The following is a 25,874-nucleotide window of genomic DNA, read 5'->3' on the forward strand; positions in this document are numbered from 1 at the left end:
ATGGAGATAACTCAATGAAATCACAAAACTTCAAGCTTTCTCCTTCGGGTAGGCTTGCTGCATCTTTAGCGATAATTTTTGTATCACTAAATGCATATGCTGGCGGTATTATTCCAGACTCTGGTAATCAAGGACCAAATATTTCTTCGGTCAATGGTGGTACCCAAGTCATTAATATTGTCACACCTAACAACGAAGGTATTTCTCATAACCAATATCAAGATTTTAATGTTGGTAAACCTGGTGCTGTTTTTAACAATGCGTTAGAAGCGGGTCAATCTCAACTTGCGGGTCAATTAAATGCCAACAATAATTTAAATGGTCAAGCAGCATCGTTGATCCTCAACGAAGTCGTTAGCCGTAACCCTTCGTTTTTATTAGGCCAACAAGAAGTTTTTGGTATCGCCGCTGAATATGTTCTTTCTAACCCGAATGGTATCACTTGTGATGGTTGTGGGTTTATCAATACCAGTCGCTCTTCTTTAGTGGTTGGTAATCCACTCTTTGAAAATGGACATCTTTCTGGTTATAGCACACTCAACAATACCAATATGCTTTCTATTGGTAAAAATGGCTTAAATGCACCGGGTTTGTTAGATTTGATTGCTCCTCGTATTGATAGCAAAGGAAGAATAACGGCTGCTGAGATTTCTGCTTTAACAGGGCAAAATACTTTTTCTCAGCGTTTCGATATTCTCTCATCGCAAAAACCCACTTCAGCTTTAGATAGCTATTTCTTTGGTAGTATGCAATCAGGACGTATTCGAATTATCAATACGGCAGAAGGTAGTGGTGTTAAATTATCAGGGAAATTTATTGCGGATAATGAACTAAATTTCAGGGCAGATAATATCACCACTGATAGCCAAGTCCGCTATAACAATCACGATAAAGATGGTAGTGAGAACTATCAAAATTACCGTGGTGGTATCGCGGTAAACAATAGCGGCTCAAGTCAAACATTAACAAAAACTGAACTGAAAGGTAAAAATATCACGCTGGTTGCTAATAATAATAACCAGATTAAAGCCGCTGATTTAATGGGCGATGATATTTTACTGCAAGGTGCTAATTTAACCGTTGATGGCAAACAGCTTCAGCAAAAAGAGACCCATACTGATAATCGTTGGTTCTATTCTTGGCAATATGATGTCACTAATGAAAAAGAGCTCGTGCAACAAGTCGGTAGTCAAATTGATGCTAAAAATAATGCCACACTTACAGCGACTAAAGGTGATATCACTATTGAAGGCGCTAAAGTCAGCGCAGGTAACACACTCGCGATTAATGCCAATAAAGACATTAATATTAATGGGTTAGTAGAACAAGAAAACCGCAGTGAAAACGGCTATAAACGCAACCATACTTCTCGTTTAGAAACCGGAAGCTGGAGCAATAGTCAGCAAACTGAAACCTTAAAAGCAAGTGAGTTAAGCGCAGGTAAAACTCTTGGCTTAAATGCTGAAGGCTCGATTACTGCACAAGGTGCAAAACTTCACGCTAATGAGAATGTTGTTGTCAATGCAAAGGACAGCATTAATCTTAATGTTCAAAATACCAATAACGATAAAACCGTCACCGATAATCACGTTGTTTGGGGGGGAATTGGTGGAGGAAATAACAAAAATAACAACAATAAACAGGAAGTAAGCCACTCGACTGAGCTTACTGCTGATGGTCAATTAGTCTTAGCAGCCGATAATAGTGTCAAAATTACTGGTAGCCAAGTTAAGGGTAATCAAGGTGCCTTTGTCAAAACAACACAAGGCGATGTAGTTATTGATAATGCTATCAGTGAAACAATAACTAAAACCGATGAGCGTACTGGCACTGCCTTTAATATCACTAAAAACTCGCATAAAAATGAAACTAATCAGCAGCTATCGACAGGTAGTGAGTTAGTTTCTGATGCTGAACTAACAGTATTAAGTGGAAATAATATCAATGTTATCGGCAGCTTAATTAAGAGCGCTGATGAGTTAGGTATTCAATCTTTAGGCGATATTAATGTTCAGTCAGCTCAACAAGTAGCGACCACTCATGATGAAAAAACATCATTAGAAGTGACAGGACACGCTAAAGAAGTTGAAGACAAACAATATAGTGCAGGTTTTCATATCACTCATACTTCAAATAAAAGTGATACTAAAGAAACAGAACAAGTTGCTTCAACTATCAGCGGTGGGAGTGTCAGCGTTCAAGCAGATAAAGATGTTACCTTTACCGGTTCTGACCTTACTACAACGGCTGGTAATGCAACAGTTTCTGGCGATAACATCGCCTTTGTTTCTGCTGAAAATAAAAAACAATCTGACAGCACAGATACCACCATTTCTGGCGGTTTTAGCTATACCGGAGGTGTAGATAAAGTAGGAAGTAAAGCTGATTTCCAATATGACAAACAGCATACTGAAACCGATATAGTTAAAAATAAAGGCAGTGAAACGCATGTTGCGGGTGATTTAACGATTACTGCAAACAAAGATGTTACTCACCAAGGTGCAACGCATCACGTTGACGGTTCGTACAATGAATCGGGTGAAAATATCAATCACCTTGCTGTTAATGATCAAGCAACATCAAAAACTGACACACTAAATATTGGTGTTGATGTTGGTGTTAATTTGGATTATAGCGGTGTTACTCAACCGATTAAAAAAGCAGTAGAAGACGGTATTGAAACCGCTAAACCGGGTAACGATACGGATCCGAATAAAAAAATCACCGCTAAAGATGCCATTATGAATCTGGCTAATTTAGGTAATTTAGAAGCCCCTAATGTGGGTGTTGAAGTCGGTATTAAAGGCGGCGGTAGCGAGAAATCTCAAAGCGATAGCCAAGCAGTTTCTACTTCAATTACCGCCGGTAAAATCAATACCGATAGTAATAATACGCTGCATGATCAAGGTACTCAATATCAATCAACTCAAGGTGATATCTCACTGACAGCCAATTCTCATACCAGTGAAGCTGTTAGTAATCAGCACCAAGAGCGAGCTCATGAAACAACGGGTGGTGGCCAAGTTAGTGTTAGTACCAAAACAGGTACTGATGTCACTGTGGGCATTAAAGGTGAAGGTAAAACTAATGATAGCAGCTTAAGCATTACCAAAACCGAAGGTAGTCAGCTTAATTCTGCCGGTGGCATTAATATTAATGTACGTGAAGATGCCCATTATGAAGGGGCTAAATTTAATGCCGAAGGTGGAAAAACAGTTATTAATGCCGGTGGCGATTTAACCTTAGCTCAAGCAACAAATCAGCATTCTGAAAGTCAAGACAATGTAAATGGTAGTGTAAATCTAAAAGTGGGTACTACGCCAGATAGCAAAGATTATGGTGGCGGTTTTAAAGCCGGCGGAAATCATCATCAAAAAGATCAATCAACCGCACAAGCGAGTTCTGTTAATGGTTCACAAGGTGTCGAATTAAACTCAGGCCATAACCTGACTTTACAGGGCTCGTCATTAACCAGCGAACAAGATGTTTCATTAACAGCCAGTAATAAAGTTGATTTCCAAGCAACTGAGTCTCAACACACTGAAACAGGTAATAACTTATCCGGTGGCTTACAACTTGGTGGTGGCAAAAAAACCAGCGAGACCTCTTCGTCTATTAATGGCTTAGGTGGCGCTGAATTTGCTATTGGTAAACAAGATGAGAAAACCGTTTCGCTTGAAGGTGGTTCTATTAATAACCAAGGTGATTTAACCATCAATGGTAGTTCGGTTAATCTTCAAGGTACCCATGTTGATAGTAAAAATACTGCTCTAACATCACAATCCGGCGATACCTCAATTACATCTGCTCAGTCTAGTGATTATAAGAATAATTGGGGAACCGATATTTCCTTAAACGGAAAACAAACTAACACCACACCAAAAGAAGTAACAGAAGAGAAGCCCGCAACCGCTATCCATGATTTCGGCGGAAAAATCATGGTAAATGTTGAAGATCAACAAAAAACTTCACATCAAAATGCCACATTAGAAACAGGCACACTCACCATTAATAGTGATAAAAACCTCACGCTTTCTGGTGCAAATGTGTCTGCTGATAATATCACTGGTAATGTGGCTGGCGATTTAAATATTACTAGCCAAAAAGACAGTGATCGTCACGTTAATGTAGGTGTGAATATCGGCTATAATCACACCAATGATCCTGAATCTAGCAAAGTAGATAAAACGGCTAAAGCAGGTGGATCATTATTAGAAAATACCATTAAAGAGACTATTGATTCTGGTATTAAATCGGCGACAGATGTGATTTCTAATAAATACGATTCTGTATCAACAACCATCGCAGATAAAGCGGGTATTAGTGGTGAAACCAAAGCCAAGATAGATAACGGTGTTAATTATGTTGGTAACGGCATTAAAAATATCGTCACAGGTGCCGAAGGTCATACCGCTAATGCCGATATTAAAGTATCGCATATTGATAATGATTCAGTGACCCACACAACCACACTTAATAGCCAAAAAGATATTTCATTAAATGTGGGTGGCAACACCACACTAACCGGTGCTGAAATTCATAGTCGCCAAGGTGAAGTTGATTTGGGTGGTAGTAATGTTCAACTGAAGAATATTGAAGGCCATCAATATGAAGCTGGTGTAGATCTTGATTTAAAATCTTCTGCTATTGATTTAGTTAAACAACTTGCAGGTGGTGATCTTTCATTAAAATCACCCGTTAAAGTTAACGAAACAGTGAATACCAAATCTTCTATTTCTGAAAAGTAATAGATAACCAATAAAAGAGTAATGCCTATTCTTTTGTAAGCCAAACCCGCTTGTTAATCTAATAAGCGGGTTTTTTCGCTTTATTACTGAAAAAACGTTATTTGTCTATCATTTACACAGCACTAATCTATAAGCTAAACTTCAAATTCATTGTTATTGATATGATTTTTAATATAATTTTTTAAAATTTAATATTAAAACCCGCCAAAAAGAAAAAGTCGTTTAATCCTTGACCTTCCTCTAATGGTAAACCTTAAGCTTAATGCAATTACCCTATTTAAGAGGTGTGTTTACATGAATACTCATCCAACGTTGTCTTCTACAAATCGATTGAGTTTGCCTATCGAAGGTATGACTTGTGCTTCTTGTGTGGGTCGTGTCGAACGAGCACTCAACGCAGTACCAGAAATAACGACAGCAACAGTAAATCTTGCTACTGAACGTGCTGATATCGTATTTTCAAGTACATCAAATCCTATCGTCGCAGCACAAGCAATTGAGAAATCAGGCTACAAAGTGCCTGAAGAAATTACAGAGTTAGCAATAGAAGAGATGACTTGTGCCTCTTGTGTCGGGCGTGTTGAAAAAGCATTAGCACAAATTCCCGGTGTATTAGAAGCGAATGTAAATCTTGCAACCGAACGCGCTCGTGTGCGCTATCTTGCGGGTGCGGTATCCATTACTGATCTGGAAGTTGCCGTGGTACAAGCGGGTTATAAATCTCGTCGCTTATCTGATGATCCTACTAATACAAACGATGTAGGCGCACAACGTCGTGAGCAAGATGAGCGCTCATTACGACGTGCATTATTTACCGCAGCCATATTTACCTTACCCGTATTTATTATCGAAATGGGCTCACATTTTATTCCCGGCGTTCATCATTGGGTCACACAAACATTAGGACAGCAACTTAATTGGTATATCCAATTTGTTTTCGCCACTATTGTGATGTTTGGTCCTGGTTTACGATTCTTTCGTAAAGGGATCCCCGCATTATTGCGTGGTGCACCAGATATGAACTCTCTTGTATCGGTAGGTACTGCTGCGGCTTATGGGTATTCCATTGTATCTACTTTTATTCCTCACGTTTTGCCCACAGGTACAGCAAACGTCTATTTTGAAGCCGCAGTCGTTATTGTCACATTGATTTTATTAGGCAGAACACTCGAAGCTAAGGCGAAAGGAAATACATCTCAAGCGATTAAACGCCTAATCGGACTTCAAGCCAAGACGGCTCGAGTTGAGCGCAACGGCGAAACAATAGAGATCCCTCTTGATCAAGTTGTTATGGGAGATGTTATTTTTGTTCGCCCTGGCGAGAAAATTCCTGTTGATGGTGAAATTATAGATGGTCGTTCGTATGTTGATGAGAGCATGATAACTGGCGAACCTATTCCCGCATCTAAAAATATGGGCGATGAAGTCGTTGGTGGCACTATTAATAAAACCGGTGCATTTAGCTTTAAAGTCACCCAAATTGGTTCAAATACCGTACTTGCGCAAATCATTCGATTAGTTGAAGAAGCACAAGGCTCTAAACTTCCCATTCAGGCGCTGGTTGATAAAGTCACCATGTGGTTTGTTCCTGCGGTTATGTTAGGCGCTACCCTCACCTTCTTTATTTGGTTAGTTTTTGGCCCAGAACCCGCACTGACTTTTGCTCTGATTAATGCGGTCGCGGTGCTGATTATTGCTTGTCCTTGTGCGATGGGGCTTGCAACACCGACATCAATTATGGTCGGTACAGGTCGTGCTGCTGAATTAGGTATTCTTTTTCGTAAGGGCGAAGCACTACAAGCATTACGCGATGTCAATGTGATAGCTCTTGATAAAACCGGCACCTTAACTAAAGGTCGCCCAGAGTTAACCGATTTAGTTCCTGCAAAAGGTTTTGAATATACAGAAGTATTAAGCCTTGTTGCTGCTATCGAAACATACTCTGAGCACCCTATTGCACAAGCGATAGTAAGCGCAGCAAAAGAGCAAAACTTAACACTCGCAACCGTTGAAGATTTTAATTCTGTTCCCGGATTTGGTATCTCTGCAAAAGTGGCTGGTAGAGCCGTTTCAGTTGGCGCAGATCGCTTTATGAAACAACTTGGCTTAGACGTGACCAGTTTATTATCAACAGCCAAGCGCCTTGGCGAACAAGGAAAAAGCCCACTGTATGCTGCAATTGATGGTCGTTTAGCCGCAATTATTGCTGTCGCTGACCCAATTAAAGAAACAACACCTGAAGCAATTAAAGCATTACATGCGCTGGGATTAAAAGTAGCGATGATAACGGGTGATAATGAAGCAACAGCACGAGCAATTGCGCAGCAACTTGGTATTGATGAAATTGCTGCTGAAGTACTGCCCGATGGTAAAGTTGCAGCATTAAAACAGTTTCGTGATAAAGGTGCAAAAATCGCTTTCGTTGGTGATGGTATTAATGATGCGCCAGCACTGGCAGAAGCTGATGTCGGATTAGCAATCGGTACTGGTACAGATATTGCCATTGAAGCTGCCGATGTGGTGTTAATGTCGGGTGATTTGCGCGGTGTGGTTGATGCTATCGCTTTAAGCCAAGCGACTATCCGTAATATTAAGCAAAATCTGTTTTGGGCTTTCGCTTACAACGCCCTATTGATCCCCATTGCAGCGGGGATGCTTTACCCTATCAATGGCATGTTGCTCTCACCTATTTTCGCAGCAGCTGCGATGGCACTTTCTAGTGTTTTTGTATTAGGTAATGCACTGAGATTAAAACGTTTTCAAGCACCAATGAAAACCCAAGAGTAGATGATTCGTTTCGCGTTAGAACCAGAATTAATGATAACTCTGGTTCTATTTTATAACGCTATACTTATACACATAGAGCTTATACTTTAAGGGGAAAACATCATGAATATTGGTCAAGCTGCTAAGCTATCGGGCATTACCGCTAAAATGATCCGTTATTATGAGCAGATCGGTTTAATTTCTAAGGCGATTCGCACTGACTCAGGCTATCGACATTACACCGCTGATGATGTGGCTTGTTTTCGTTTTATTCGTCATGCGCGTGCTTTGGGGTTTTCTACAGAACAAATTTCAACACTGCTGTTGTTATGGAATAACGGCGAACGAGCCAGTGCGGATGTTAAACGCATCGCAATTTCCCATATTGAACAATTAAATAATAAAATTACTGAACTACAAAGAATGGCTAATACGTTAGAACATTTAGCAAAGAATTGCCAAGGTAACGGTAATCCCGATTGTTCCATTATTTCGGGGCTAATAGAACCCCAAGAAAGTAATGAAAAAAATATCCCTAAACACACTCTTTCACATCTTCGCTCAGCATTTTAAAGACTGTTTATATGATATAAAAAAACCGCTTACAAATAACAATGTAAGCGGTTTTTATTTTCAGCACAGTAGAATATTTATCTGCTACATCGCATTAATTAGAGTTTAAATTAACCTAATTGGCCGTGGCAATGTTTGAATTTTTTACCAGAACCACAAGGGCAAGGTTCATTACGTCCTACTTTTTTACCCGCGGCAACTTGGCCATCTACCGCTGACATTTGCGATTCTTTAGTCACTTCATGGCTTAATTGTTGCTGTTTAGCTAAGCGTTCAGCTTCTTCACGACGGCGACGTTCTAGCTCTTCAACTTCTTCTGGTAAACGAACTTGTACTTTGCTTAGTGTGCTAATCACTTCATATTTCAGTGATTCCAGCATGCTCGCAAACATAGCGAAAGACTCACGTTTGTATTCTTGTTTTGGATCTTTTTGCGCATAACCACGTAAGTGAATACCTTGGCGTAAATAGTCCATTGCAGCCAAGTGCTCTTTCCACAGCGTATCTAGCGTTTGTAACATCACGCCCTTTTCAAAGTTACGCATCATTTCAGGGCTAACGATCTCTTCTTTCGTTTTATAAACTTCGATAGATTTTTCTAAGATACGCTCACGTAATGTTTCTTCATGCAGCTCAGGCTCTTTATCCAACCACTCTTTGATTGGTAAATCTAAATCAAAGTCTTTTTGTAAACATGCAGTTAAGCCTTCAATATCCCACATTTCTTCCAGTGATTGAGGTGGAATATAGTTATCAATCATCGTCTTGAAGACATCTTCACGAATGCTATCGATAGTTTCACTAACATCTGCAACATCCAGTAATTCATTACGTTGCGTATAAATAGCACGACGTTGGTCATTTGCTACGTCATCATACTCAAGTAACTGTTTACGAATATCAAAGTTGCGGTTTTCTACTTTACGTTGCGCATTCGCTATCGCTTTAGTCACCCAAGGATGTTCAATTGCTTCAGTTTCATTCATCCCTAATTTACGCATCATGCCTGAGACTTTGTCTGAAGCAAAAATACGCATTAAGGAGTCTTCCATTGATAAATAGAAGCGAGAAGAACCTTCATCCCCTTGACGACCTGCACGACCACGCAGCTGGTTATCGATACGGCGTGATTCATGACGCTCTGTACCAATAATATGTAAACCACCAGAAGCTAATACTGCGTCATGACGCTCTTTCCATCTTGCTTTAATTTCTTCGATTTGTTCTTCAGTAGGATCTTCAAGTTTAGCAACTTCAGTCTGCCAACTCCCTCCTAACACGATATCGGTACCACGACCTGCCATGTTAGTTGCGATAGTCACCGCCGCAGGTAAACCTGCGTTTGCAATAATATCCGCTTCCATTGCGTGGAATTTCGCATTCAGCACGTTATGGTGAACATTAGCTTTTGTCAGCGCATTAGAAATTTCTTCTGATTTTTCTATCGAGATAGTACCAACCAGCACTGGCTGACCATTTTTAGTACGCTCACGAATATCTTCGATAATTGCAGCAAATTTACCTTGTTCATTCATATAAACTAAGTCAGGTAAATCTTTACGTACCATTGGGCGGTTAGTTGGAATAACAATAGTTTCTAATTTATAAATAGAGTTAAATTCAAATGCTTCGGTATCAGCAGTACCGGTCATCCCCGCTAATTTTTCATACAGGCGGAAATAGTTTTGGAAAGTAATAGAGGCGAGTGTTTGGTTTTCATTTTGAATTTTCACTCCTTCTTTAGCTTCTACCGCTTGATGTAAACCATCTGACCAACGACGGCCTTGCATTGTACGCCCAGTATGTTCGTCAACAATGATAACTTCACCATCTTTAACGATGTAGTCTACATCTTTAGTAAATAATGCATGTGCACGTAATGCAGCCGTAACGTGGTGCATTAACATGATATTTGCTGGAGAATAAAGTGATTCTCCTTCCTTCATCATGCCTTCATTAGCTAATAATTCTTCAATTTTAACCAGACCACGCTCAGTGATATTGACTTGGCGCGTTTTTTCATCAACAGAGAAATCACCTTCACCTTGGAAGGTATCTGAATCTTCTTTCTCTTGTGGAACTAAATGAGGAATGATTTTATTCATCTGCTTATACAGCTCAGAGCTATCTTCAGCAGGTCCTGAAATAATCAATGGTGTACGTGCTTCATCAATTAAGATGGAGTCGACCTCATCCACTAATGCATAATGCAGTTTACGTTGAACACGCTCTTCTGGGCTAAATGCCATATTGTCACGAAGGTAGTCAAAACCAAATTCGTTATTTGTACCGTAGGTAATATCCGCACCGTAAGCTTGACGCTTTGTTGGTGGGGCCATATTCGGTAAGTTAATCCCAACGCTTAGGCCTAAGAATTCAAATAAAGGGCGGTTATTTTCCGCATCACGCTGTGCAAGGTAGTCATTGACGGTAACAACGTGAACACCTTTACCTGAAAGCGCATTTAAGTAAGCAGGTAGTGTTGCGGTTAATGTTTTACCTTCACCAGTACGCATTTCTGCAATACAACGCTCATTGAGTACCATACCGCCAATAAGCTGTACGTCAAAGTGACGCATACCAAATACCCGTTTACTTGCTTCACGTACTGTTGCGAACGCTTCAGGCAGAATATCTTCTTCTTTTTCGCCGTTTTTCAGGCGCTCACGAAATTCTTGTGTTTTGGCTTGTAGCTCTTCATCAGTCAGCTTCTCAAATTCAGGTTCTAACTGATTGATTTGGTTAACTGCTTTACGCATACGACGGATAGAACGCTCATTACGGCTACCAAAAATTTTGGTTACAATTTTACCTAACATAAATAATTATTCTCAATTATGGCGTAGTAACGCCGAAAACAGCCTCTGTTTCTAATCATACAGAGAATTAATAAAGCGAATAAATTAAGCTGTTAAGTAAGGTCCGGCACGGATCCCGCGAATTTGAGCGAGCCATAATCCAGTTCGATAGGAAGGCGTTATTTGCGCTAACGTATAGGTTGATAAAGGCAAATAAGTGAGTGTAACAGGAGGTGCATCCGTCAATAATGCATACAGAGTATCAAGCATAACCTCTGCAACATTAGAAACAGGAGACGGTTCATCTTTGGCTTTTACCGTCAATTCAGGAGAGCTAATGGTAAATGCAAAAGATAACTGTCGTATTACATTTTTAACAGCGTGCTGCTGCCAATAATTAAAGGTGAAGGATGATGCAGGATTCTGTACACTTTGACGTAAGAATAAATTATCAAACGCAATAAGCGCCTGACTTTGGCGATTTTGAGATGATGGTGTATCAGTTTGTTGCGGATTTTCAGCATGGGCTGACAACAGCGAAGGCATTCCAATACCTGCTGCTACCATTCCTAGAAGCAGATGCGACCAAAAATATCGTCTGCCAAATTGTCGCCAAAAATTTATAATACTCATTAACCTTCGTTTCTTTTTTTATTGTTACTTATTTATTTTTATTGGAGTCAAAATCTATGCGGGATAGTTACCCACAATCATTGGAAAAAATTCTTAACGAACTTGAAGGTTCCAATAAAAGTACTCTACAACTTATCCAGCAACGTGCAACCGTTTTACTAAAATTAAACCGTGCCGTAATTGCACTTTTGCCTACCCCGTTACAAGATAAATGTCGGGTAGCTAATTATCGCAATGCTATTTTAATTATTGAAGTCATAAACGCAAGTTGGTTAACAAGATTGCGTTACGAAATTCCAGCTTTACTTTCAGCGTTGAGGCAAGAAATTTTACCATCCTTATCCTCAATAGACATCAAAATAAATCCTAGTTTCAGAACAAAAGAGGAAAAAAGACCTTTAATATCATCAATAAAAGAGCAAAACCCAAAAAACAGACGTCACTTGAGCTTAGAAAGCGCACAATCATTAAAGTATTTGGCTGAAAAAAGCCCGAAGAAATTAAGGGAAAAATTAGAACGGTTGGCTGCACTTGCCGGAGAGAGTACAAGTACAGCCAAAGATGACGTTAATTAGAAATAACTAACGTTCTTTCCTTTACAGAATTAAGCAAAAACTGCAGAAGGAGCTTTAAATGCCACAGGCATTTCAGCTTCGTCTTCAAATGTGACGAATTCCCATGCTGACTCTTTTGCTAATACAGCCTGTAGTAATTTATTATTTAACGCATGACCTGACTTAAACGCGGTGAATTCACCGATAATGTTATAGCCACACATAAATAAATCACCGATAGCATCTAGCATTTTGTGACGAACAAATTCATCTTCAAAACGCAAACCATCATCGTTGAGCACACGATAGTCATCAACAACGATAGCGCAATCGAAACTACCGCCTAAACACAACCCTTTAGATTGCAGGTATTCGATATCACGCATAAATCCAAAAGTACGAGCACGACTAATTTGACTCATAAAAGATTCAGCAGAGAAATCTAATTTATAACGCTGGGTGCTCGCATCAATAGCTGGATGGTTAAAGTCGATAGTAAAATCTAATTTAAATCCATTGTATGGACGCATTTCCGCCCATTTATCGCCATCTTCAACGCGTACAGTATCTTTAATACGGATGAATTTCTTCGCAGTACGAAGTTCTTCAATACCGGCATCAAGTAATAAGAAGACAAAAGGTGCTGCACTACCATCCATAATAGGGATTTCAGGCGCATTCACTTCAATTACAATATTATCAATGCCTAAACCAGCCAGTGCTGCATTTAAATGCTCAACGGTTGATATGCGCACATCGTCTTCGTTCACTAAGCAAGTACATAGCATTGTGTCACGAACTGATTTTGCGTCAGCTGGAAAATCCACCGGTGGATTTAAGTCAGTACGACGGTAGATGACCCCAGTGTTAGCAGGCGCCGGACGCATTGTAAGCGTAACTTTTTTACCCGTGTGGAGACCCACACCAGTTGCTTGTACAATTCGTTTTAATGTCCGTTGTTTGATCATCATTTTATCTCGCAATGTTATCCGTCCTACCAATCATTATACTTATAATTGGCAGGACAGTTTAGCACAAAAAGCGGAGATGCCAATCTTTTTGGCGATTAATCAGCCTGCTTTCTTAAGAAAGCAGGGATATCTAAATAATCCGGCTCTTTATTTGTCTGTGTAGATTGTTCGTTAACCGCTTTTGCTGCTGGCTTGCTTTCTTCAGTCGTTGCCGAAAAAGAAGACATGCTGTTTTGCATTTGCTGATAACGATTCTCCATTGCGTTTTGCTGATTTTGTTTGCTAGTCACGAGTGTGATTTCTGGACGTTTATCCATACCAATACCCGTTGCAACAACAGTTACACGCAATTCATCATTCATTTCTGGGTCAAGAGATGTACCAATAACCACGGTTGCGTTATCTGATGCAAATGCACGAATGGTGTTACCCACTGTCTCAAATTCATCTAAACGTAAGTCAAAACCAGCAGTAATATTGACCAGTACACCTCGAGCGCCAGAAAGATCGATATCTTCTAATAATGGACTCGAAATCGCCATTTCAGCGGCTTCTTCTGCGCGGTCTTCACCTTTCGCAGCGCCAGAACCCATCATGGCATAACCCATTTCTGACATCACAGTTCTTACGTCAGCAAAGTCGACGTTCATCAAACCAGGACGAGTGATCAGTTCAGCAATACCTTGAACTGCACCTTTTAGAACATCATTAGCAGCACCAAATGCATCTAATAATGAAATACCACGACCCAGAACTTTTAATAATTTATCATTCGGAATAGTGATTAATGAGTCAACATGCTTAGATAACTCGGTAATACCCTGCTCAGCAAACGCCATGCGCTTTTTGCCTTCAAAATTAAAAGGCTTAGTCACAACGGCTACGGTCAGAATACCCAAATCTCTTGCAACTTCTGCAACTACAGGGGCTGCACCAGTACCTGTACCACCACCCATTCCGGCAGCAATAAAGACCATGTCAGCGCCTTCAAGTGCGGCACGTAAAGCTTCGCGATCTTCTTCCGCAGCATTACGCCCCACTTCAGGATTAGCTCCTGCACCAAGGCCTTTCGTAATGGCGTTACCAATTTGGATGGTTTGTCCAACCGCTGTTTTACGTAACGCTTGAGCATCCGTATTGACTGCGAAGAAATCGACACCTTCAATACGCTCGCGAACCATGTGCTCAACCGCATTACCGCCGCCGCCGCCAACGCCGATGACTTTGATCACCGCATCGTTGGTTAATTCCATAGGTTCAAACATAATTTCTCTCCGTTTTGTGCCTTTTCAGGGCCGCTTGCTCAAACGACCTCTTTTTAAATTTGTCTGATTATCAAAACTCTCTTTTGAGCCAGCCAGTCAGTTTTTTTAACCAACCACTTACTGCCGAGCGTTTCTCGGTTTCTGTTTCCTCACCAAAGTGGGATTCTTTACCGTAATGCAAGAGCCCTACTGCTGTAGAATAGAAGGGATCCTGCGCATAATCTGTTAGCCCGGTAATATTTAACGGTTTACCGATCCGTACTTGCGTGTGGAAAACACGTTGAGCACACTCAACAAGTCCGTCAATCTGTGCAGCACCACCCGTCAGAACAATGCCTGCCGCTAAATGATGCTTAATCCCTTGCTGGCGTAACTGCTCCTGAACTTTCAAAATCTCTTCATTGACAAGATTAAGTAGTTCGGTATAGCGAGGTTCAATAACCTCAGCAAGGGTTTGTCGTTGCAGACTTCTTGGCGGTCTGCCTCCGACACTTGGAACTTCAACATTTTCATCTTTACCCACTAAGGATCCTAATGCACAACCATGACGCACCTTAATGGTTTCTGCGTCATTAGGTGGTGTACCAAATGCATAAGCGATATCACTTGTTACCACATTGCCAGCATAAGGGATCACCCGGGTGTGTCGTAATGCGCCACCAGTATAAATAGCGATATCCATTGTACCGCCACCAATATCGACAACACACACACCTAACTCACGTTCATCTTCAGTTAATACAGCGAAGCTTGAAGCCAGTCCTGCAAAAATCAGTTGATCCACTTTTAATCCACAGCGTTCAACTGCTTTAACAATATTCTTTGCCATATCGTTATGGCAGGTAATCAAATGCACTTTTGCTTGCATTCTTACGCCAGATAACCCAACAGGATTTTTAATTCCTTCTTGGTAATCAATAGCATATTCTTGAGGTATCACATGTAACACACGATGTTCATCTTTTACTTTGACTGATTTCGCGGTATGTACCACGCTATCTACATCGTCTTGTGTTACCTCTTCTTCTGAGATTGGCACCATTCCAATCTCATTTTGGCAACTGATGTGCTTGCCTGATAACGCCAAATATACTGAAGATATTTGACAATCGGCCATCAATTCAGCCTGATCTACCGCCCGCTGTACACACTTCACGACGGATTCGAGATCGTTAACGCCACCTTTATCCATGCCACGAGATGGACAACTACCCACCCCGATAATATTTACAACACCATCAGGCAGGATCTCACCGACAAGGGTGGCAACTTTGGCCGTACCAATCTCAAGACCAACTACTAATTTTCTGTCCGTCGCTTTGATCATTATTGTTCTGCCTTTGCCTTCATCGTGTCATCTGCCACGTCTTGTTTATTCATTTTCAAGTAGTAAAGGAGCCCACCCAACTGCACCACCACTGTCATAACGGAGATCAACATAATCAACCCGTTTATCTGTTTGCTGTTGCAGTATTGGATACAACTCAATAAAGCGAGCGATCCGTTTTTCGTTATCCTTACGACCTAATTCCAATCGTACATCATTGTCTAAAACTAACTGCCATCCTTGACGAGCAGACATTGCCGCCGCTTTCAAATTCAGATTATTTGCAAGAAGTTGATCTCTCATTGCAACATAACCTGATAACACTGTTTTCTCGCTTCCTTGTGGACCATATAACAAGGGGTAATTCCCTTGTGCTTCAAGTTCTACTGGTAAACTGAATATACGGCCATCTCTATCAAGAAAGTAAGTATCATTCCAACGGGTAAATGGCACATATTCTACCAGATGGATTTTAAGTTCATCAGGCCACTGTTTACGTACAGTGACTTGTCTTATCCAGGGCATACGTTCAATTTGTTGCTGAATGATATTCACATCCTGCGTCATAAATGTACCCGGCTGTCCTAAAGACAAAATAGCCTGACGTACATTGTCATTCGTTGTGTAATGCCGCTCTCCCGTTAGTACTAATTTGGAAATAGGGAGATGGTTTGCATCTTTCATCCAGTTAACGACTTGTATCGCACCCCAAATAATTGTTGCTATTACACATAAGAAAAAAACTAATCCCGATAAATAACTGCCATTACTTGGTCTGTCAGAATGCTGTTTCTCTTTGTGTTCTTTAATATTCAGCGCCGCTTGTGACATATCAACCCACTAATTCCTGAGCAACGTTTAAAGAAGAGAATCGCCCATTCTTTTGTCCGATATTCTCGCGATTAATACTTTTCCTACATATATATACTTTATGAACACCTTTAGGTTTGATAATTAAATCACTAAATTGTTCAATCTGTTGAGAATTATTTACTCTAAAAGAAGAAATAGCGAATTTTTCTTCGTTTTTCTTTCGTTTTAACTGAAATTTAATCTCAGTATGAGTTTGAGCAAGTGAATCTCTGTGCATTTTTTCGGCTGAAACAGTGTTAGCTTTTACATAACTCGCCATCAATTCAGTATGTTGATTAGCCATTTCACCATAAAAGATGCTCACTTGCTCAAACATCTGTCTTAATCCTCGCTTAAAGTAGGCTGAAATTTTGTTTCTGCTAAGCGACGCGCTATTTTACCAATATTTCCAGCACCTTGAACTAAAACAAGATCATTATCTGTTAATACACCTGCTAATATCGAAGTAATATTCTCCACATCAGAAACCCAAATAGGATCAAGCTTTCCACGATGACGAATCGTTCGACATAATGAACGGCTATCTGCACCAGTAATAGGCGTTTCTCCCGCGGCATAGACATCCGTTAATAATAAAATATCCACCTGATTGAGAACCGCCGCGAAGTCCTCATACAAATCCCGCGTACGAGTATAACGATGTGGTTGAAAAATCATTACCAGACGTTTATCTGGCCAACCTGCGCGAGCAGCTTTAATCGTGGCATCGACTTCTGTAGGATGATGGCCATAATCATCCACCAGCATAACTTCACCCGCCTGCCCATTCACATGTTCAAGGCCGTAATTACCTAAGAAATCAAAACGACGCCCAGTGCCTTGGAAGTTCAGTAAAGCAGCTAAAATATGTTCATCTGCAATACCTTCTTCTGTTGCTACAGCAACAGCCGCGGTTGCATTCAGTGCATTGTGGCGACCTGGTGCATTTAAAACCACTTGTATATCAGGCATATCTTCACGGCTTATAGTGAAAAATCCTTGAGCACCTTTTTGTTCATAATGTGTAATACGCACATCAGCATCATCACTAAAGCCATAAGTCGTAATATAACGCCCAACTTTAGGTAGGATGGAACGAATAACATCGTCATCAATACACATCACTGCTCTGCCATAAAACGGCAAATTGTGTAAAAAAGTAATAAACGTATCTTTAAGGTTGTCAAAATTACCGTGATACGTATCCATATGGTCAGCTTCGATATTAGTAACAACAGCAACCATAGGTTGTAAATGTAAAAACGATGCATCACTTTCATCTGCTTCTGCAATTAAATAGCGACTGCATCCTAAGCGAGCATGTGTTCCCGCCGATTTCACCAATCCCCCGTTAACAAACGTTGGATCTAATCCTGCTTGTGCATAAATATTAGAAATCATTGCTGTGGTTGTGGTTTTACCATGAGTACCGGCTATCGCCACACCATGACGATAACGCATTAACTCAGCCAACATTTCAGCTCGGCGAATAACCGGAATACGCGCCTCACGAGCAGCAATAATCTCTGGGTTTTCCGCACTAATCGCTGTAGAAACCACCACAACACTTGCACCACGAATATTTTCAGGGCGATGATTAAAATAAATTGTTGCACCTAATGCAACGAGTTGTTGTGTAACTGCATTAGGCGCTAAATCAGAACCGCTAATTTCATAGCCTTCATTAGCCAATACTTCAGCGATCCCCCCCATACCGGCACCACCGATACCAACAAAGTGAATGTGCCGAACCTTTCTCATTTCGGGCACAAAAGATCTTAATTTCGCCAGTTGTTGTGTATTCACTATTTACTTCTTCACTCTAAGTTAATGGTTACAAGTTACGTTTATTTTTTGGCCACTTCGATAATCACATTTGCTACACGCTCTGTGGCATCCGTAATCGCAACACTTTTTGCTTTTTCTGCCATCGTTAAAAGCTGTGGACGATCCCATGTTTTCAGGGTTTCAGCTATCACTTCTGGTGTTAAATCATTTTGCTCAATGATTTTTGCTGCCCCAGCTTTTTCTAATGGCAATGCGTTCCAATATTGTTGTCTATCTTTATGCTGAAAAGGAACAAAAATAGCGGGTAATCCCGCAGCTGCAATCTCACTGACTGTTAATGCCCCTGAACGACACACCACAACATCTGCCCATTGGTAAGCTTGCGCTATATCATCAATAAATTCAGTAACTTTATATTCAGATTTAACTGAATTTTTAGCTAATTCGTTCTGATAGCGCGTTTTTGTATCACTTTCGCCACCTTTTCCTGCTTGATGCCAAATTGTTACTCTTTCACCGAGTAAGCCAGCCACTACAGGCATAGTGTGATTTAAGATCCGAGCACCTTGGCTTCCACCAATAATTAAGACGCGGATTGCACCTGTTCTTTCTTTTAATCTTTCTATTGGCTGTTCAAGTGCTAGTACATCTTCACGCACGGGATTACCCACCACAGGCGCATTAGGAAATGCGCCCGGGAATGCTTGCAATACACGCTTAGCTATTTTTGATAACCAACGATTCGTTAACCCTGCAATGCCATTTTGTTCATGTAAAACGACAGGAACACCACTCATCCAAGCGGCAATACCACCGGGGCCGGAAACATATCCCCCCATGCCAAGAACAGCATCAGGTTGATAACGCTTGATAATGGCGCGAGCTTGAAAAATCGCTGTTATAATTCGTATTGGCGCCGCTAATAACGCCTTAATACCTTTGCCACGCAAACCAGAAATACGGATAAATTCAATCTCAATACCATGTTTTGGTACTAAATCTGCTTCCATTCTATCGGCAGTACCCAACCACCGAATTTCCCAACCTTGAGATTGGAGATAATGAGCAACTGCTAACCCAGGAAAGACATGCCCTCCGGTTCCGCCGGCCATCACCATTAATCGGCGTTTACGCTCGCTCATTTAGGACTCCTTACAAACGCCTGTGCTTGCGCTAGGCGTGTTTCATAATCAATACGTAACAACATTACGATGGCGGTTGACATAATAATCAGACTAGAGCCACCATAACTAATAAGAGGAAGGGTTAACCCTTTAGTTGGCAACATGCCTGCGGCAGCACCAACATTAACGAGTGTTTGGAAAGTAAACCAGATCCCAATAGAACAAGCTAAAAAGCCAGAAAAACGGTGATCAAGAACCAAAGCACGTCGCCCAATTTGCATCGCGCGAAAAGCGATGAAGAATACCATTAAAAGCACTAAAACCACACCGATATAACCAAGTTCTTCCGCAAGAATGGAGAAAATAAAGTCAGTGTGTGCTTCAGGTAAATACTCCAGCTTTTGCACTGAATTACCTAGCCCTTGTCCAAGAAAATCGCCCCGACCAAAAGCCATTAAAGATTGTGTAAGTTGGTAGCCACTACCAAAAGGATCATCCCAAGGTTCTAAGAAAGAAGTGATACGACGAACACGATAAGGTTCGACAATAATTAGCATCACAACAGCCGCAATTCCTGAACCAATAATGGCTAAAAACTGCCAAATTTTAGCGCCCGCTAAAAAAAGCAACGCAAGTGTTGTAACAAACAACACAACCACAGTACCTAAATCCGGTTGTAGTAACAGTAAAACTGCAAGTACTAACATCACGCCCATTGGTTTACAAAAACCCCAGAAATTGTTTCTAACTTCTTCGACTTTTCGTACCAAATAGCTTGATAAATAACAAAATAGTGCGAGTTTAGATAATTCTGCTGGCTGAAAATTTAATGGCCCTAAAGCTATCCAGCGTGATGCTCCATTAACGGAACTTCCCACAACAAGTACCACTAATAACAACAATATCGAACCAAATAACATCAAACTGCTATAACGCTGCCACACAGCCATTGGAATGCGCATAGTGACTAAGGAAAAGCAAAACGCGACAACGATGTAAATACCATCACGTTTAGCAAATAAGAAGGGGTCTTCTGCAAGACGTTGACCAACGGGCATCGATGCAGAAGTCACCATAACAAAACCAATCACGGCCAACCCGAAAGTAAACCAGAGCAAAGTGCGATCATAAGGAACAAATGCGGTGTTCTCAGTTTGATAACTGCCCACTAGCCACTGTTTTAATCTTCGCATGACGGGTAAGCGCATTAGCCAAGCTCCCTCGCTAAACGAGCAAATTCATCGCCTCGTTGTTCAAAACTACGAAACTGATCTAGGCTTGCACATGCAGGTGAAAGCAACACCATATCGCTAGATTTCACCTTAGGAGCTAATGCCCGCATCGCTTCTTCCATTGTTACAGTCAGTAAAGAGACATCAGGTCGTAAATTAGCAAGTGCTTGACCATCTTGCCCAAAGCAATAGAGGCGAACGTTATTACCACTGATATAAGGTAACAGGGCAGTAAAATCAGCTGATTTACCATCACCGCCTAATAACAGATGTAATGTGCCGTCTACTTCTAAACCTTTTAATGCCGCTTCAGTACTGCCTACATTGGTCGCTTTAGAGTCGTTAATCCAACGCACCCCTTGATGTGAATAGACCAACTGAAAACGATGAGCAAGCCCATGATATGTTTTTAAAACTTCAGTTGCAGCTTGGCGTGAAATCCCGACAGCATCAGCTAATGCTAATGCAGCAAGGGCATTCATATAATTATGCTGACCCGAAAGATACATTTGTGCAGTAGAAAGCAATTTTTCATCATGAACTTTCAATACTCGATTTGTATTATCTAACTGGTAATCACCTTTCCCAACACCAAAGCTGACACAGCGGGCATCTTTTCCTGCTAAAGGTAATGTTAAGGCATCATCTTCGTTGTAAACACACACTTTGGCATTTTTATATATATGTAATTTAGCTTCACGATATTGTTCTAATCCCAGCGGATAACGATTCATATGATCTTCGCTGATATTCAATACCGTTGCTGCTGCCGCTTTTAAGCTATAAGTCGTTTCTAACTGAAAACTAGAAAGCTCTAATACATAAAGATCATGAGGTTTAGTTAAGAGCGTTAACGCGGGCACACCAATATTACCGCCAACGCCAACACGGATACCATCTGCACTCGCCATTTCACCCACTAGCGTGGTGACCGTGCTTTTACCATTAGAGCCCGTTATCGCCACAATAGGTGCTTTTGCTTCACGGCAAAATAGTTCGATATCACCGACAATTTCAACGCCTAAATTAGCGGCTTCAGCTAACTCAGGTGTTGATAACGCAATACCGGGGCTGGAAACAATTAAATCAGCATCATTCAACCATGTTTGATGAAAACCACCCGTATGATACTCAACATCAGCAGGAAGCTTATCTAAGCCTCCTGGTTGTTTACGAGTATCAATAACTTTTGGTGTAACACCTTGGCGGATAAAAAAATCAACGCAAGAGAGACCGGTGATCCCAAGACCTACGATAACGACTTTTTTTCCCTGATAATCTGCCATTTTAACGTACCTTTAATGTAGCCAGACCAATAAGCACTAACATCAGTGAAATTATCCAAAAACGCACAATAACTCGCGGTTCAGGCCAGCCTTTTAATTCATAATGGTGATGAATAGGTGCCATTCTAAAAATACGCTGCCCGCGAAGTTTAAATGAACCAACCTGTAAAATAACAGACAGTGTTTCGACCACAAACACACCGCCCATAATCACTAATAAGAATTCTTGGCGTAATAACACCGCGATTGTACCTAATGCACCCCCCAACGCGAGGGAGCCAACATCGCCCATAAAAACTTGAGCAGGATAGGTATTAAACCAAAGGAAGCCAAGTCCGGCACCGACAATAGCCGTACAAACAATAACTAATTCACCGGCATGCATTAAGTAAGGAATTTTTAAGTAGCTAGCAAAATTCACGTTACCTGTTGCCCATGCAACTAAAGCAAAACCCGCGGCGACAAAGACTGTTGGCATAATAGCCAAACCATCTAAACCATCTGTTAAGTTAACTGCGTTACTGGTACCAACAATGACAAAATATGCCAACAAAATGTAAAGCATACCGAGCTGAGGCATGACATCTTTAAAGAAAGGGACGACTAACTGAGTCGCAGACGTATCTTTACCAATGGCATACATACTAAAAGCAACAACCAGTGCAAGTACTGATTGCCAGAAATATTTCCAGCGAGCAATTAAGCCCCGAGTATCTTTACGAACAACTTTACGATAGTCATCCACAAAACCGATAACACCATAACCAATTAACACAAGTAGTACGCACCAAACATAAGGGTTATCCAGTCTTGCCCATAACAGAGTAGAAACTGAGATAGAAAATAGGATCATAATCCCACCCATTGTGGGTGTGCCTCGTTTACTAAAATGCGATTCAGGCCCTTCATTACGAACAACCTGTCCTATTTGCATTTTTTGTAACCAAGCAATAAGGTGCGGCCCCATCCACAGCGCAATAATTAATGCCGTCAATAAGCCAACAATCGCCCTGAATGTCAGATAAGAAAAAACATTAAAAAATGTATGGTATTTAACCAAGTATTCGGCCAGCCAAACTAACATTCAAAGCACTCCTTTAATGCGTTCACGATATCTTCCATCGCGGAGCTTCGTGAACCTTTTACTAAAACTGAAACAACATCATGCTGCTGTAATAATGGGATTAATTGCGTAAGTAAGTCAGCTTTAAATGCAAAGTGCTGGCCACCTTGGCTTTCTTCACTAATAAAATGGCTGTGATGCCCAACGGTTAATACACTATCAATACCCGCTTTATGTGCAAAACGCCCCACATCACGGTGACATTTTTCTGAATCTTTACCTAGTTCAGCCATATCACCCGCGACGAAAATTTTATAACCCGGTAATTGAGATAAAACTTGTAAACCTGCAATCATCGAGCCATCGTTAGCGTTATAGGTATCATCTAACACTATTTTTCCCGTTGTTAATTCAACAGGATACAAACGCCCTGGTACCGCTTTTAGTATGGATAAACCCTGTTTTACACTCTCGAGTGTCGCCCCAACAGATAACGCTAATGCACTGGCTGCTAATGCGTTTGCAATATTATGGCGTCCCGGCAAAGGTAGCGTGATATCTACGCTGCCTTCTGGCGTATGGAGTATAAAATCGGTAGTAAGTTGATTGACAATAATATCGGTAGGATAAAAGTCGGCTTTACCTTGTGAAGATAATGAGAAGCTCCACTGAGTTTGGCGCTCATTTAAATGATGCTGCCAAAGTGTAATATCATTACTTTCACAGTTGAAAATAGCGGTACCTTGCGTTTTTAAGCCGGCGAATATTTCACCTTTTGCTTGAGCGATACCTTCAAGTGAGCCAAAACCTTCTATATGTGCAGAAAATAGGTTGTTTACCAGCGCGCTATCTGGTTTTACCATATCAACGGTATAAGCAATTTCGCCAATATGGTTAGCGCCCAATTCAATCACCGCAAAACGATGTTCTGGTGTTAACCGAAACAGCGTTAAAGGCACGCCGATATCGTTATTTAAGTTACCATGAGTATAAAGTGTTTCACCACAATGACGTAAAATAGACGCGGTCATCTCTTTTACTGAGGTTTTCCCCGAAGAGCCAGTAAGGGCAACTATTTTAGCATCACTTAATGAGCGGACATGTGCTGCAATAGCGCCCATTGCATGGTGCGTGTCTTTCACTATGACTTGTGGACAATCAACATCTATTTGACGATTGACTAAGACAGCAACAGCACCTTTTGCTTTAACATCAGCAATAAAATCATGTGCATCAAAACGCTCACCAGCTAACGCAATAAATAAACAATATGCTTCAATATTGCGGCTATCAGTTGAAATCGATTGAATGATCAGCTGATTAGCTTGGCTTTGTGTAATATTGCACAATCTACCGTTGGTCACTTGCGCTACCGTTTCTAAAGCGAGTGAGATCATGCTATCACCCCCAATAAACGAGCTACCGTTAAGCGGTCTGAGTAATCAAGACGGCGAGAACCCACCAATTGATAATCTTCATGACCTTTACCAGCAACCAAAACCATGTCATTTGCATCAGCTTGCATAATAACGTTAGTTACCGCTTCAGCGCGCCCTTCTATCGCTAATGCGCGCCCCGGATCCATTAAACCAGAAAGAATATCTTGAATGATGGCTTGAGGCTCTTCGCTACGAGGGTTGTCGTCAGTGATGACGACTTTATCAGCAAACTCTTCAGCAACAGCCCCCATTAATGGCCGCTTACCTTTATCTCTATCGCCGCCGCAGCCAAATACACACCATAATTTACCCGAGCAGTGTAAACGAGCAGCTTGCAGTGCTTTTTCTAATGCATCTGGTGTATGTGCATAATCGACAATAACAGTAGGACGATTTTCAGCACTGAAGACTTCCATTCGACCGCAAACTGGTGTTAATGCTGATGTCGCGTGAAGTACTTCATCTAATGGATAATCAAGAGCAAGAAGTGTGGCAAATGCACATAATAAATTACTCACATTAAACGCACCCATTAGTGGACTTTCAATTTCACCTTTGCCCCAGCTTGAAATAAAGTGAATTGTCGCGCCTTCATCATGATAATTAACCTCTGTTGCACGAACATAACGACCTTGCCAGCCCTGTGGCAATTTATTTTCCATGGTCACGGCAACGGCATCAGACAAACGTGATAACCATTTTTGCCCTACATTATCATCAGCATTAATGATTTTCTGCCCACTCTGATGAGTGGAAAATAACAACCATTTAGCTGCTTCATAATTTGTCATATCCCCATGATAATCAAGGTGATCACGGCTTAAATTGGTAAACACTGAAGCAACAAAAGGTAATGCACTGACACGGCCTTGTACTAATCCGTGAGATGACACTTCCATTGCGGTTAATGTCGCCCCTTGATTAAGTAGCTGCTGTAATTCTAATTGAATATCAACCGCAGAGCCGGTGGTATTCATTGCGGGTACAACGTTATTTAGTAACCCATTTCCTACCGTACCCATTACGGCACTGGTTTCGCCTAATCCTTGAGCCCACTGTGCTAACAATTGCGTTGTTGTTGTTTTTCCGTTAGTTCCAGTAACACCAATAAGTTTTAGTTTTTCAGCCGGTTGATGATAAAAATACCCAGCTAATTTAGATAATTCACGATTGAGATCTTGTATATAAATAACCGGTATACCATGGCTTTCTTTAATTTCACCATGCGAAGCAACATCTTGAGCTTCTGCCAACACGGCAGAAACGCCCTGAGCGATTGCTTGAGGAATATAGCGCCTACCGTCTGTTTCATGGCCTTTAATTGCCACAAAAAGATCACCGCAAGCCGCTTTGCGGCTATCGAGTGTCATTTCTTTAAGCGTTAATGACGGTGCTTGTATCCCTAGTGCCCCTAGAAGGTCACTTAAGTTAGGATCTGCCACTTGTATCCTCTTC

At 41.0% G+C, this 25,874-nt stretch carries 18 protein-coding genes; 4 read left to right on the forward strand and 14 right to left on the reverse strand.

The annotated features are described in order from the left end of the window. Window positions 1-14: 14 nt before the first annotated feature. The 3 genes from hpmA to cueR all read left to right on the forward strand — a co-directional run bounded on the left by hpmA (window position 15) and on the right by cueR (window position 8,087). Complete coding sequence (hpmA, locus tag M997_RS14025) at window positions 15-4,748, forward strand: calcium-independent hemolysin HpmA (RefSeq protein WP_064720730.1); 4,734 nt, start codon at window positions 15-17, stop codon at window positions 4,746-4,748. Window positions 4,749-5,042: 294 nt separating this feature from the next. Further along, the gene (locus M997_RS14030; RefSeq protein ID WP_064720731.1) at window positions 5,043-7,535 is read left to right on the forward strand and encodes a heavy metal translocating P-type ATPase; all 2,493 of its coding nucleotides are present in this window, start codon (window positions 5,043-5,045) and stop codon (window positions 7,533-7,535) included. A 102-nt stretch (window positions 7,536-7,637) separates the two neighbouring features. Then, window positions 7,638-8,087 carry a Cu(I)-responsive transcriptional regulator gene (gene cueR, locus M997_RS14035; protein WP_064720732.1) on the forward strand — a complete coding sequence of 150 codons (450 nt, stop codon included), beginning with the start codon at window positions 7,638-7,640 and terminating at the stop codon, window positions 8,085-8,087. Between the two features lie 110 nt (window positions 8,088-8,197). Here the strand turns inward: cueR and secA are convergent, their stop codons facing one another. Both secA and secM read right to left on the reverse strand, forming a co-directional pair. Next, window positions 8,198-10,906: a preprotein translocase subunit SecA gene (gene secA / locus M997_RS14040; RefSeq protein ID WP_064720733.1), complete on the reverse strand. Its 2,709-nt coding sequence runs from the start codon at window positions 10,904-10,906 to the stop codon at window positions 8,198-8,200. Between the two features lie 84 nt (window positions 10,907-10,990). Beyond that, complete coding sequence (secM, locus tag M997_RS14045) at window positions 10,991-11,518, reverse strand: secA translation cis-regulator SecM (RefSeq protein ID WP_064720734.1); 528 nt, start codon at window positions 11,516-11,518, stop codon at window positions 10,991-10,993. Window positions 11,519-11,574: 56 nt separating this feature from the next. On the opposite strand from secM, the gene M997_RS14050 reads away from it, so the two are divergent. After that, window positions 11,575-12,093, forward strand: a complete 519-nt coding sequence (locus tag M997_RS14050; protein WP_064720735.1) for a DUF721 domain-containing protein — start codon at window positions 11,575-11,577, stop codon at window positions 12,091-12,093. 29 nt (window positions 12,094-12,122) lie between these two features. Here the strand turns inward: M997_RS14050 and lpxC are convergent, their stop codons facing one another. The 12 genes from lpxC to murE form a co-directional block, all read right to left on the reverse strand. Next, window positions 12,123-13,040 (reverse strand): UDP-3-O-acyl-N-acetylglucosamine deacetylase, encoded by a 918-nt coding sequence (gene lpxC, locus M997_RS14055; protein WP_064720819.1) that lies wholly within the window; start codon window positions 13,038-13,040, stop codon window positions 12,123-12,125. 98 nt (window positions 13,041-13,138) lie between these two features. Continuing rightward, window positions 13,139-14,308: a cell division protein FtsZ gene (gene ftsZ / locus M997_RS14060; RefSeq protein WP_064720736.1), complete on the reverse strand. Its 1,170-nt coding sequence runs from the start codon at window positions 14,306-14,308 to the stop codon at window positions 13,139-13,141. A gap of 70 nt (window positions 14,309-14,378) precedes the next feature. After that, window positions 14,379-15,635: a cell division protein FtsA gene (gene ftsA / locus M997_RS14065; RefSeq protein ID WP_064720737.1), complete on the reverse strand. Its 1,257-nt coding sequence runs from the start codon at window positions 15,633-15,635 to the stop codon at window positions 14,379-14,381. 45 nt (window positions 15,636-15,680) lie between these two features. Further along, the gene (ftsQ, locus tag M997_RS14070) at window positions 15,681-16,466 is read right to left on the reverse strand and encodes a cell division protein FtsQ (RefSeq protein WP_064720738.1); all 786 of its coding nucleotides are present in this window, start codon (window positions 16,464-16,466) and stop codon (window positions 15,681-15,683) included. A gap of 1 nt (window position 16,467) precedes the next feature. After that, window positions 16,468-16,824, reverse strand: coding sequence for a hypothetical protein (locus tag M997_RS14075; protein WP_064720739.1), 357 nt, complete (start codon window positions 16,822-16,824; stop codon window positions 16,468-16,470). Window positions 16,825-16,829: 5 nt separating this feature from the next. After that, complete coding sequence (murC, locus tag M997_RS14080; RefSeq protein WP_064720740.1) at window positions 16,830-18,293, reverse strand: UDP-N-acetylmuramate--L-alanine ligase; 1,464 nt, start codon at window positions 18,291-18,293, stop codon at window positions 16,830-16,832. Window positions 18,294-18,334: 41 nt separating this feature from the next. Next, window positions 18,335-19,417: an undecaprenyldiphospho-muramoylpentapeptide beta-N-acetylglucosaminyltransferase gene (gene murG, locus M997_RS14085; protein ID WP_064720741.1), complete on the reverse strand. Its 1,083-nt coding sequence runs from the start codon at window positions 19,415-19,417 to the stop codon at window positions 18,335-18,337. Beyond that, window positions 19,414-20,607: a cell division protein FtsW gene (ftsW, locus tag M997_RS14090; RefSeq protein ID WP_064720742.1), complete on the reverse strand. Its 1,194-nt coding sequence runs from the start codon at window positions 20,605-20,607 to the stop codon at window positions 19,414-19,416. Before ftsW ends, murG begins: the two co-directional genes overlap by 4 nt. Beyond that, window positions 20,607-21,917 carry a UDP-N-acetylmuramoyl-L-alanine--D-glutamate ligase gene (gene murD / locus M997_RS14095; RefSeq protein ID WP_064720743.1) on the reverse strand — a complete coding sequence of 437 codons (1,311 nt, stop codon included), beginning with the start codon at window positions 21,915-21,917 and terminating at the stop codon, window positions 20,607-20,609. Before murD ends, ftsW begins: the two co-directional genes overlap by 1 nt. A 1-nt stretch (window position 21,918) precedes the next feature. Further along, window positions 21,919-23,001 (reverse strand): phospho-N-acetylmuramoyl-pentapeptide-transferase, encoded by a 1,083-nt coding sequence (gene mraY, locus M997_RS14100; RefSeq protein WP_064720744.1) that lies wholly within the window; start codon window positions 22,999-23,001, stop codon window positions 21,919-21,921. Next, on the reverse strand, window positions 22,995-24,377 hold the full coding sequence (gene murF, locus M997_RS14105) for a UDP-N-acetylmuramoyl-tripeptide--D-alanyl-D-alanine ligase (protein ID WP_064720745.1): 1,383 nt from the start codon (window positions 24,375-24,377) through the stop codon (window positions 22,995-22,997). The genes mraY and murF overlap by 7 nt, the downstream gene beginning before the upstream one ends. Next, window positions 24,374-25,861, reverse strand: a complete 1,488-nt coding sequence (gene murE, locus M997_RS14110; protein WP_064720746.1) for a UDP-N-acetylmuramoyl-L-alanyl-D-glutamate--2,6-diaminopimelate ligase — start codon at window positions 25,859-25,861, stop codon at window positions 24,374-24,376. The genes murF and murE overlap by 4 nt, the downstream gene beginning before the upstream one ends. Window positions 25,862-25,874 lie beyond the last annotated feature (13 nt).

The organism is Proteus hauseri ATCC 700826, from assembly GCF_001654965.1.
GTDB classification, from domain to species: Bacteria; Pseudomonadota; Gammaproteobacteria; order Enterobacterales; family Enterobacteriaceae; genus Proteus; species Proteus hauseri.

What these genes read in the sequence shown, in the direction of transcription:
- mraY (WP_064720744.1), bottom strand. Translation starts at nt 23,001, where the DNA reads ATGTTAGTTTGGCTGGCCGAATACTTGGTTAAATACCATACATTTTTT.
- secM (WP_064720734.1), bottom strand. Translation starts at nt 11,518, where the DNA reads ATGAGTATTATAAATTTTTGGCGACAATTTGGCAGACGATATTTTTGG.
- M997_RS14050 (WP_064720735.1), top strand. Translation starts at nt 11,575, where the DNA reads ATGCGGGATAGTTACCCACAATCATTGGAAAAAATTCTTAACGAACTT.
- secA (WP_064720733.1), bottom strand. Translation starts at nt 10,906, where the DNA reads ATGTTAGGTAAAATTGTAACCAAAATTTTTGGTAGCCGTAATGAGCGT.
- hpmA (WP_064720730.1), top strand. Translation starts at nt 15, where the DNA reads ATGAAATCACAAAACTTCAAGCTTTCTCCTTCGGGTAGGCTTGCTGCA.
- ftsW (WP_064720742.1), bottom strand. Translation starts at nt 20,607, where the DNA reads ATGCGCTTACCCGTCATGCGAAGATTAAAACAGTGGCTAGTGGGCAGT.
- murF (WP_064720745.1), bottom strand. Translation starts at nt 24,377, where the DNA reads ATGATCTCACTCGCTTTAGAAACGGTAGCGCAAGTGACCAACGGTAGA.
- cueR (WP_064720732.1), top strand. Translation starts at nt 7,638, where the DNA reads ATGAATATTGGTCAAGCTGCTAAGCTATCGGGCATTACCGCTAAAATG.
- murG (WP_064720741.1), bottom strand. Translation starts at nt 19,417, where the DNA reads ATGAGCGAGCGTAAACGCCGATTAATGGTGATGGCCGGCGGAACCGGA.
- M997_RS14075 (WP_064720739.1), bottom strand. Translation starts at nt 16,824, where the DNA reads ATGTTTGAGCAAGTGAGCATCTTTTATGGTGAAATGGCTAATCAACAT.
- M997_RS14030 (WP_064720731.1), top strand. Translation starts at nt 5,043, where the DNA reads ATGAATACTCATCCAACGTTGTCTTCTACAAATCGATTGAGTTTGCCT.
- ftsA (WP_064720737.1), bottom strand. Translation starts at nt 15,635, where the DNA reads ATGATCAAAGCGACGGACAGAAAATTAGTAGTTGGTCTTGAGATTGGT.
- ftsZ (WP_064720736.1), bottom strand. Translation starts at nt 14,308, where the DNA reads ATGTTTGAACCTATGGAATTAACCAACGATGCGGTGATCAAAGTCATC.
- lpxC (WP_064720819.1), bottom strand. Translation starts at nt 13,040, where the DNA reads ATGATCAAACAACGGACATTAAAACGAATTGTACAAGCAACTGGTGTG.
- murD (WP_064720743.1), bottom strand. Translation starts at nt 21,917, where the DNA reads ATGGCAGATTATCAGGGAAAAAAAGTCGTTATCGTAGGTCTTGGGATC.
- ftsQ (WP_064720738.1), bottom strand. Translation starts at nt 16,466, where the DNA reads ATGTCACAAGCGGCGCTGAATATTAAAGAACACAAAGAGAAACAGCAT.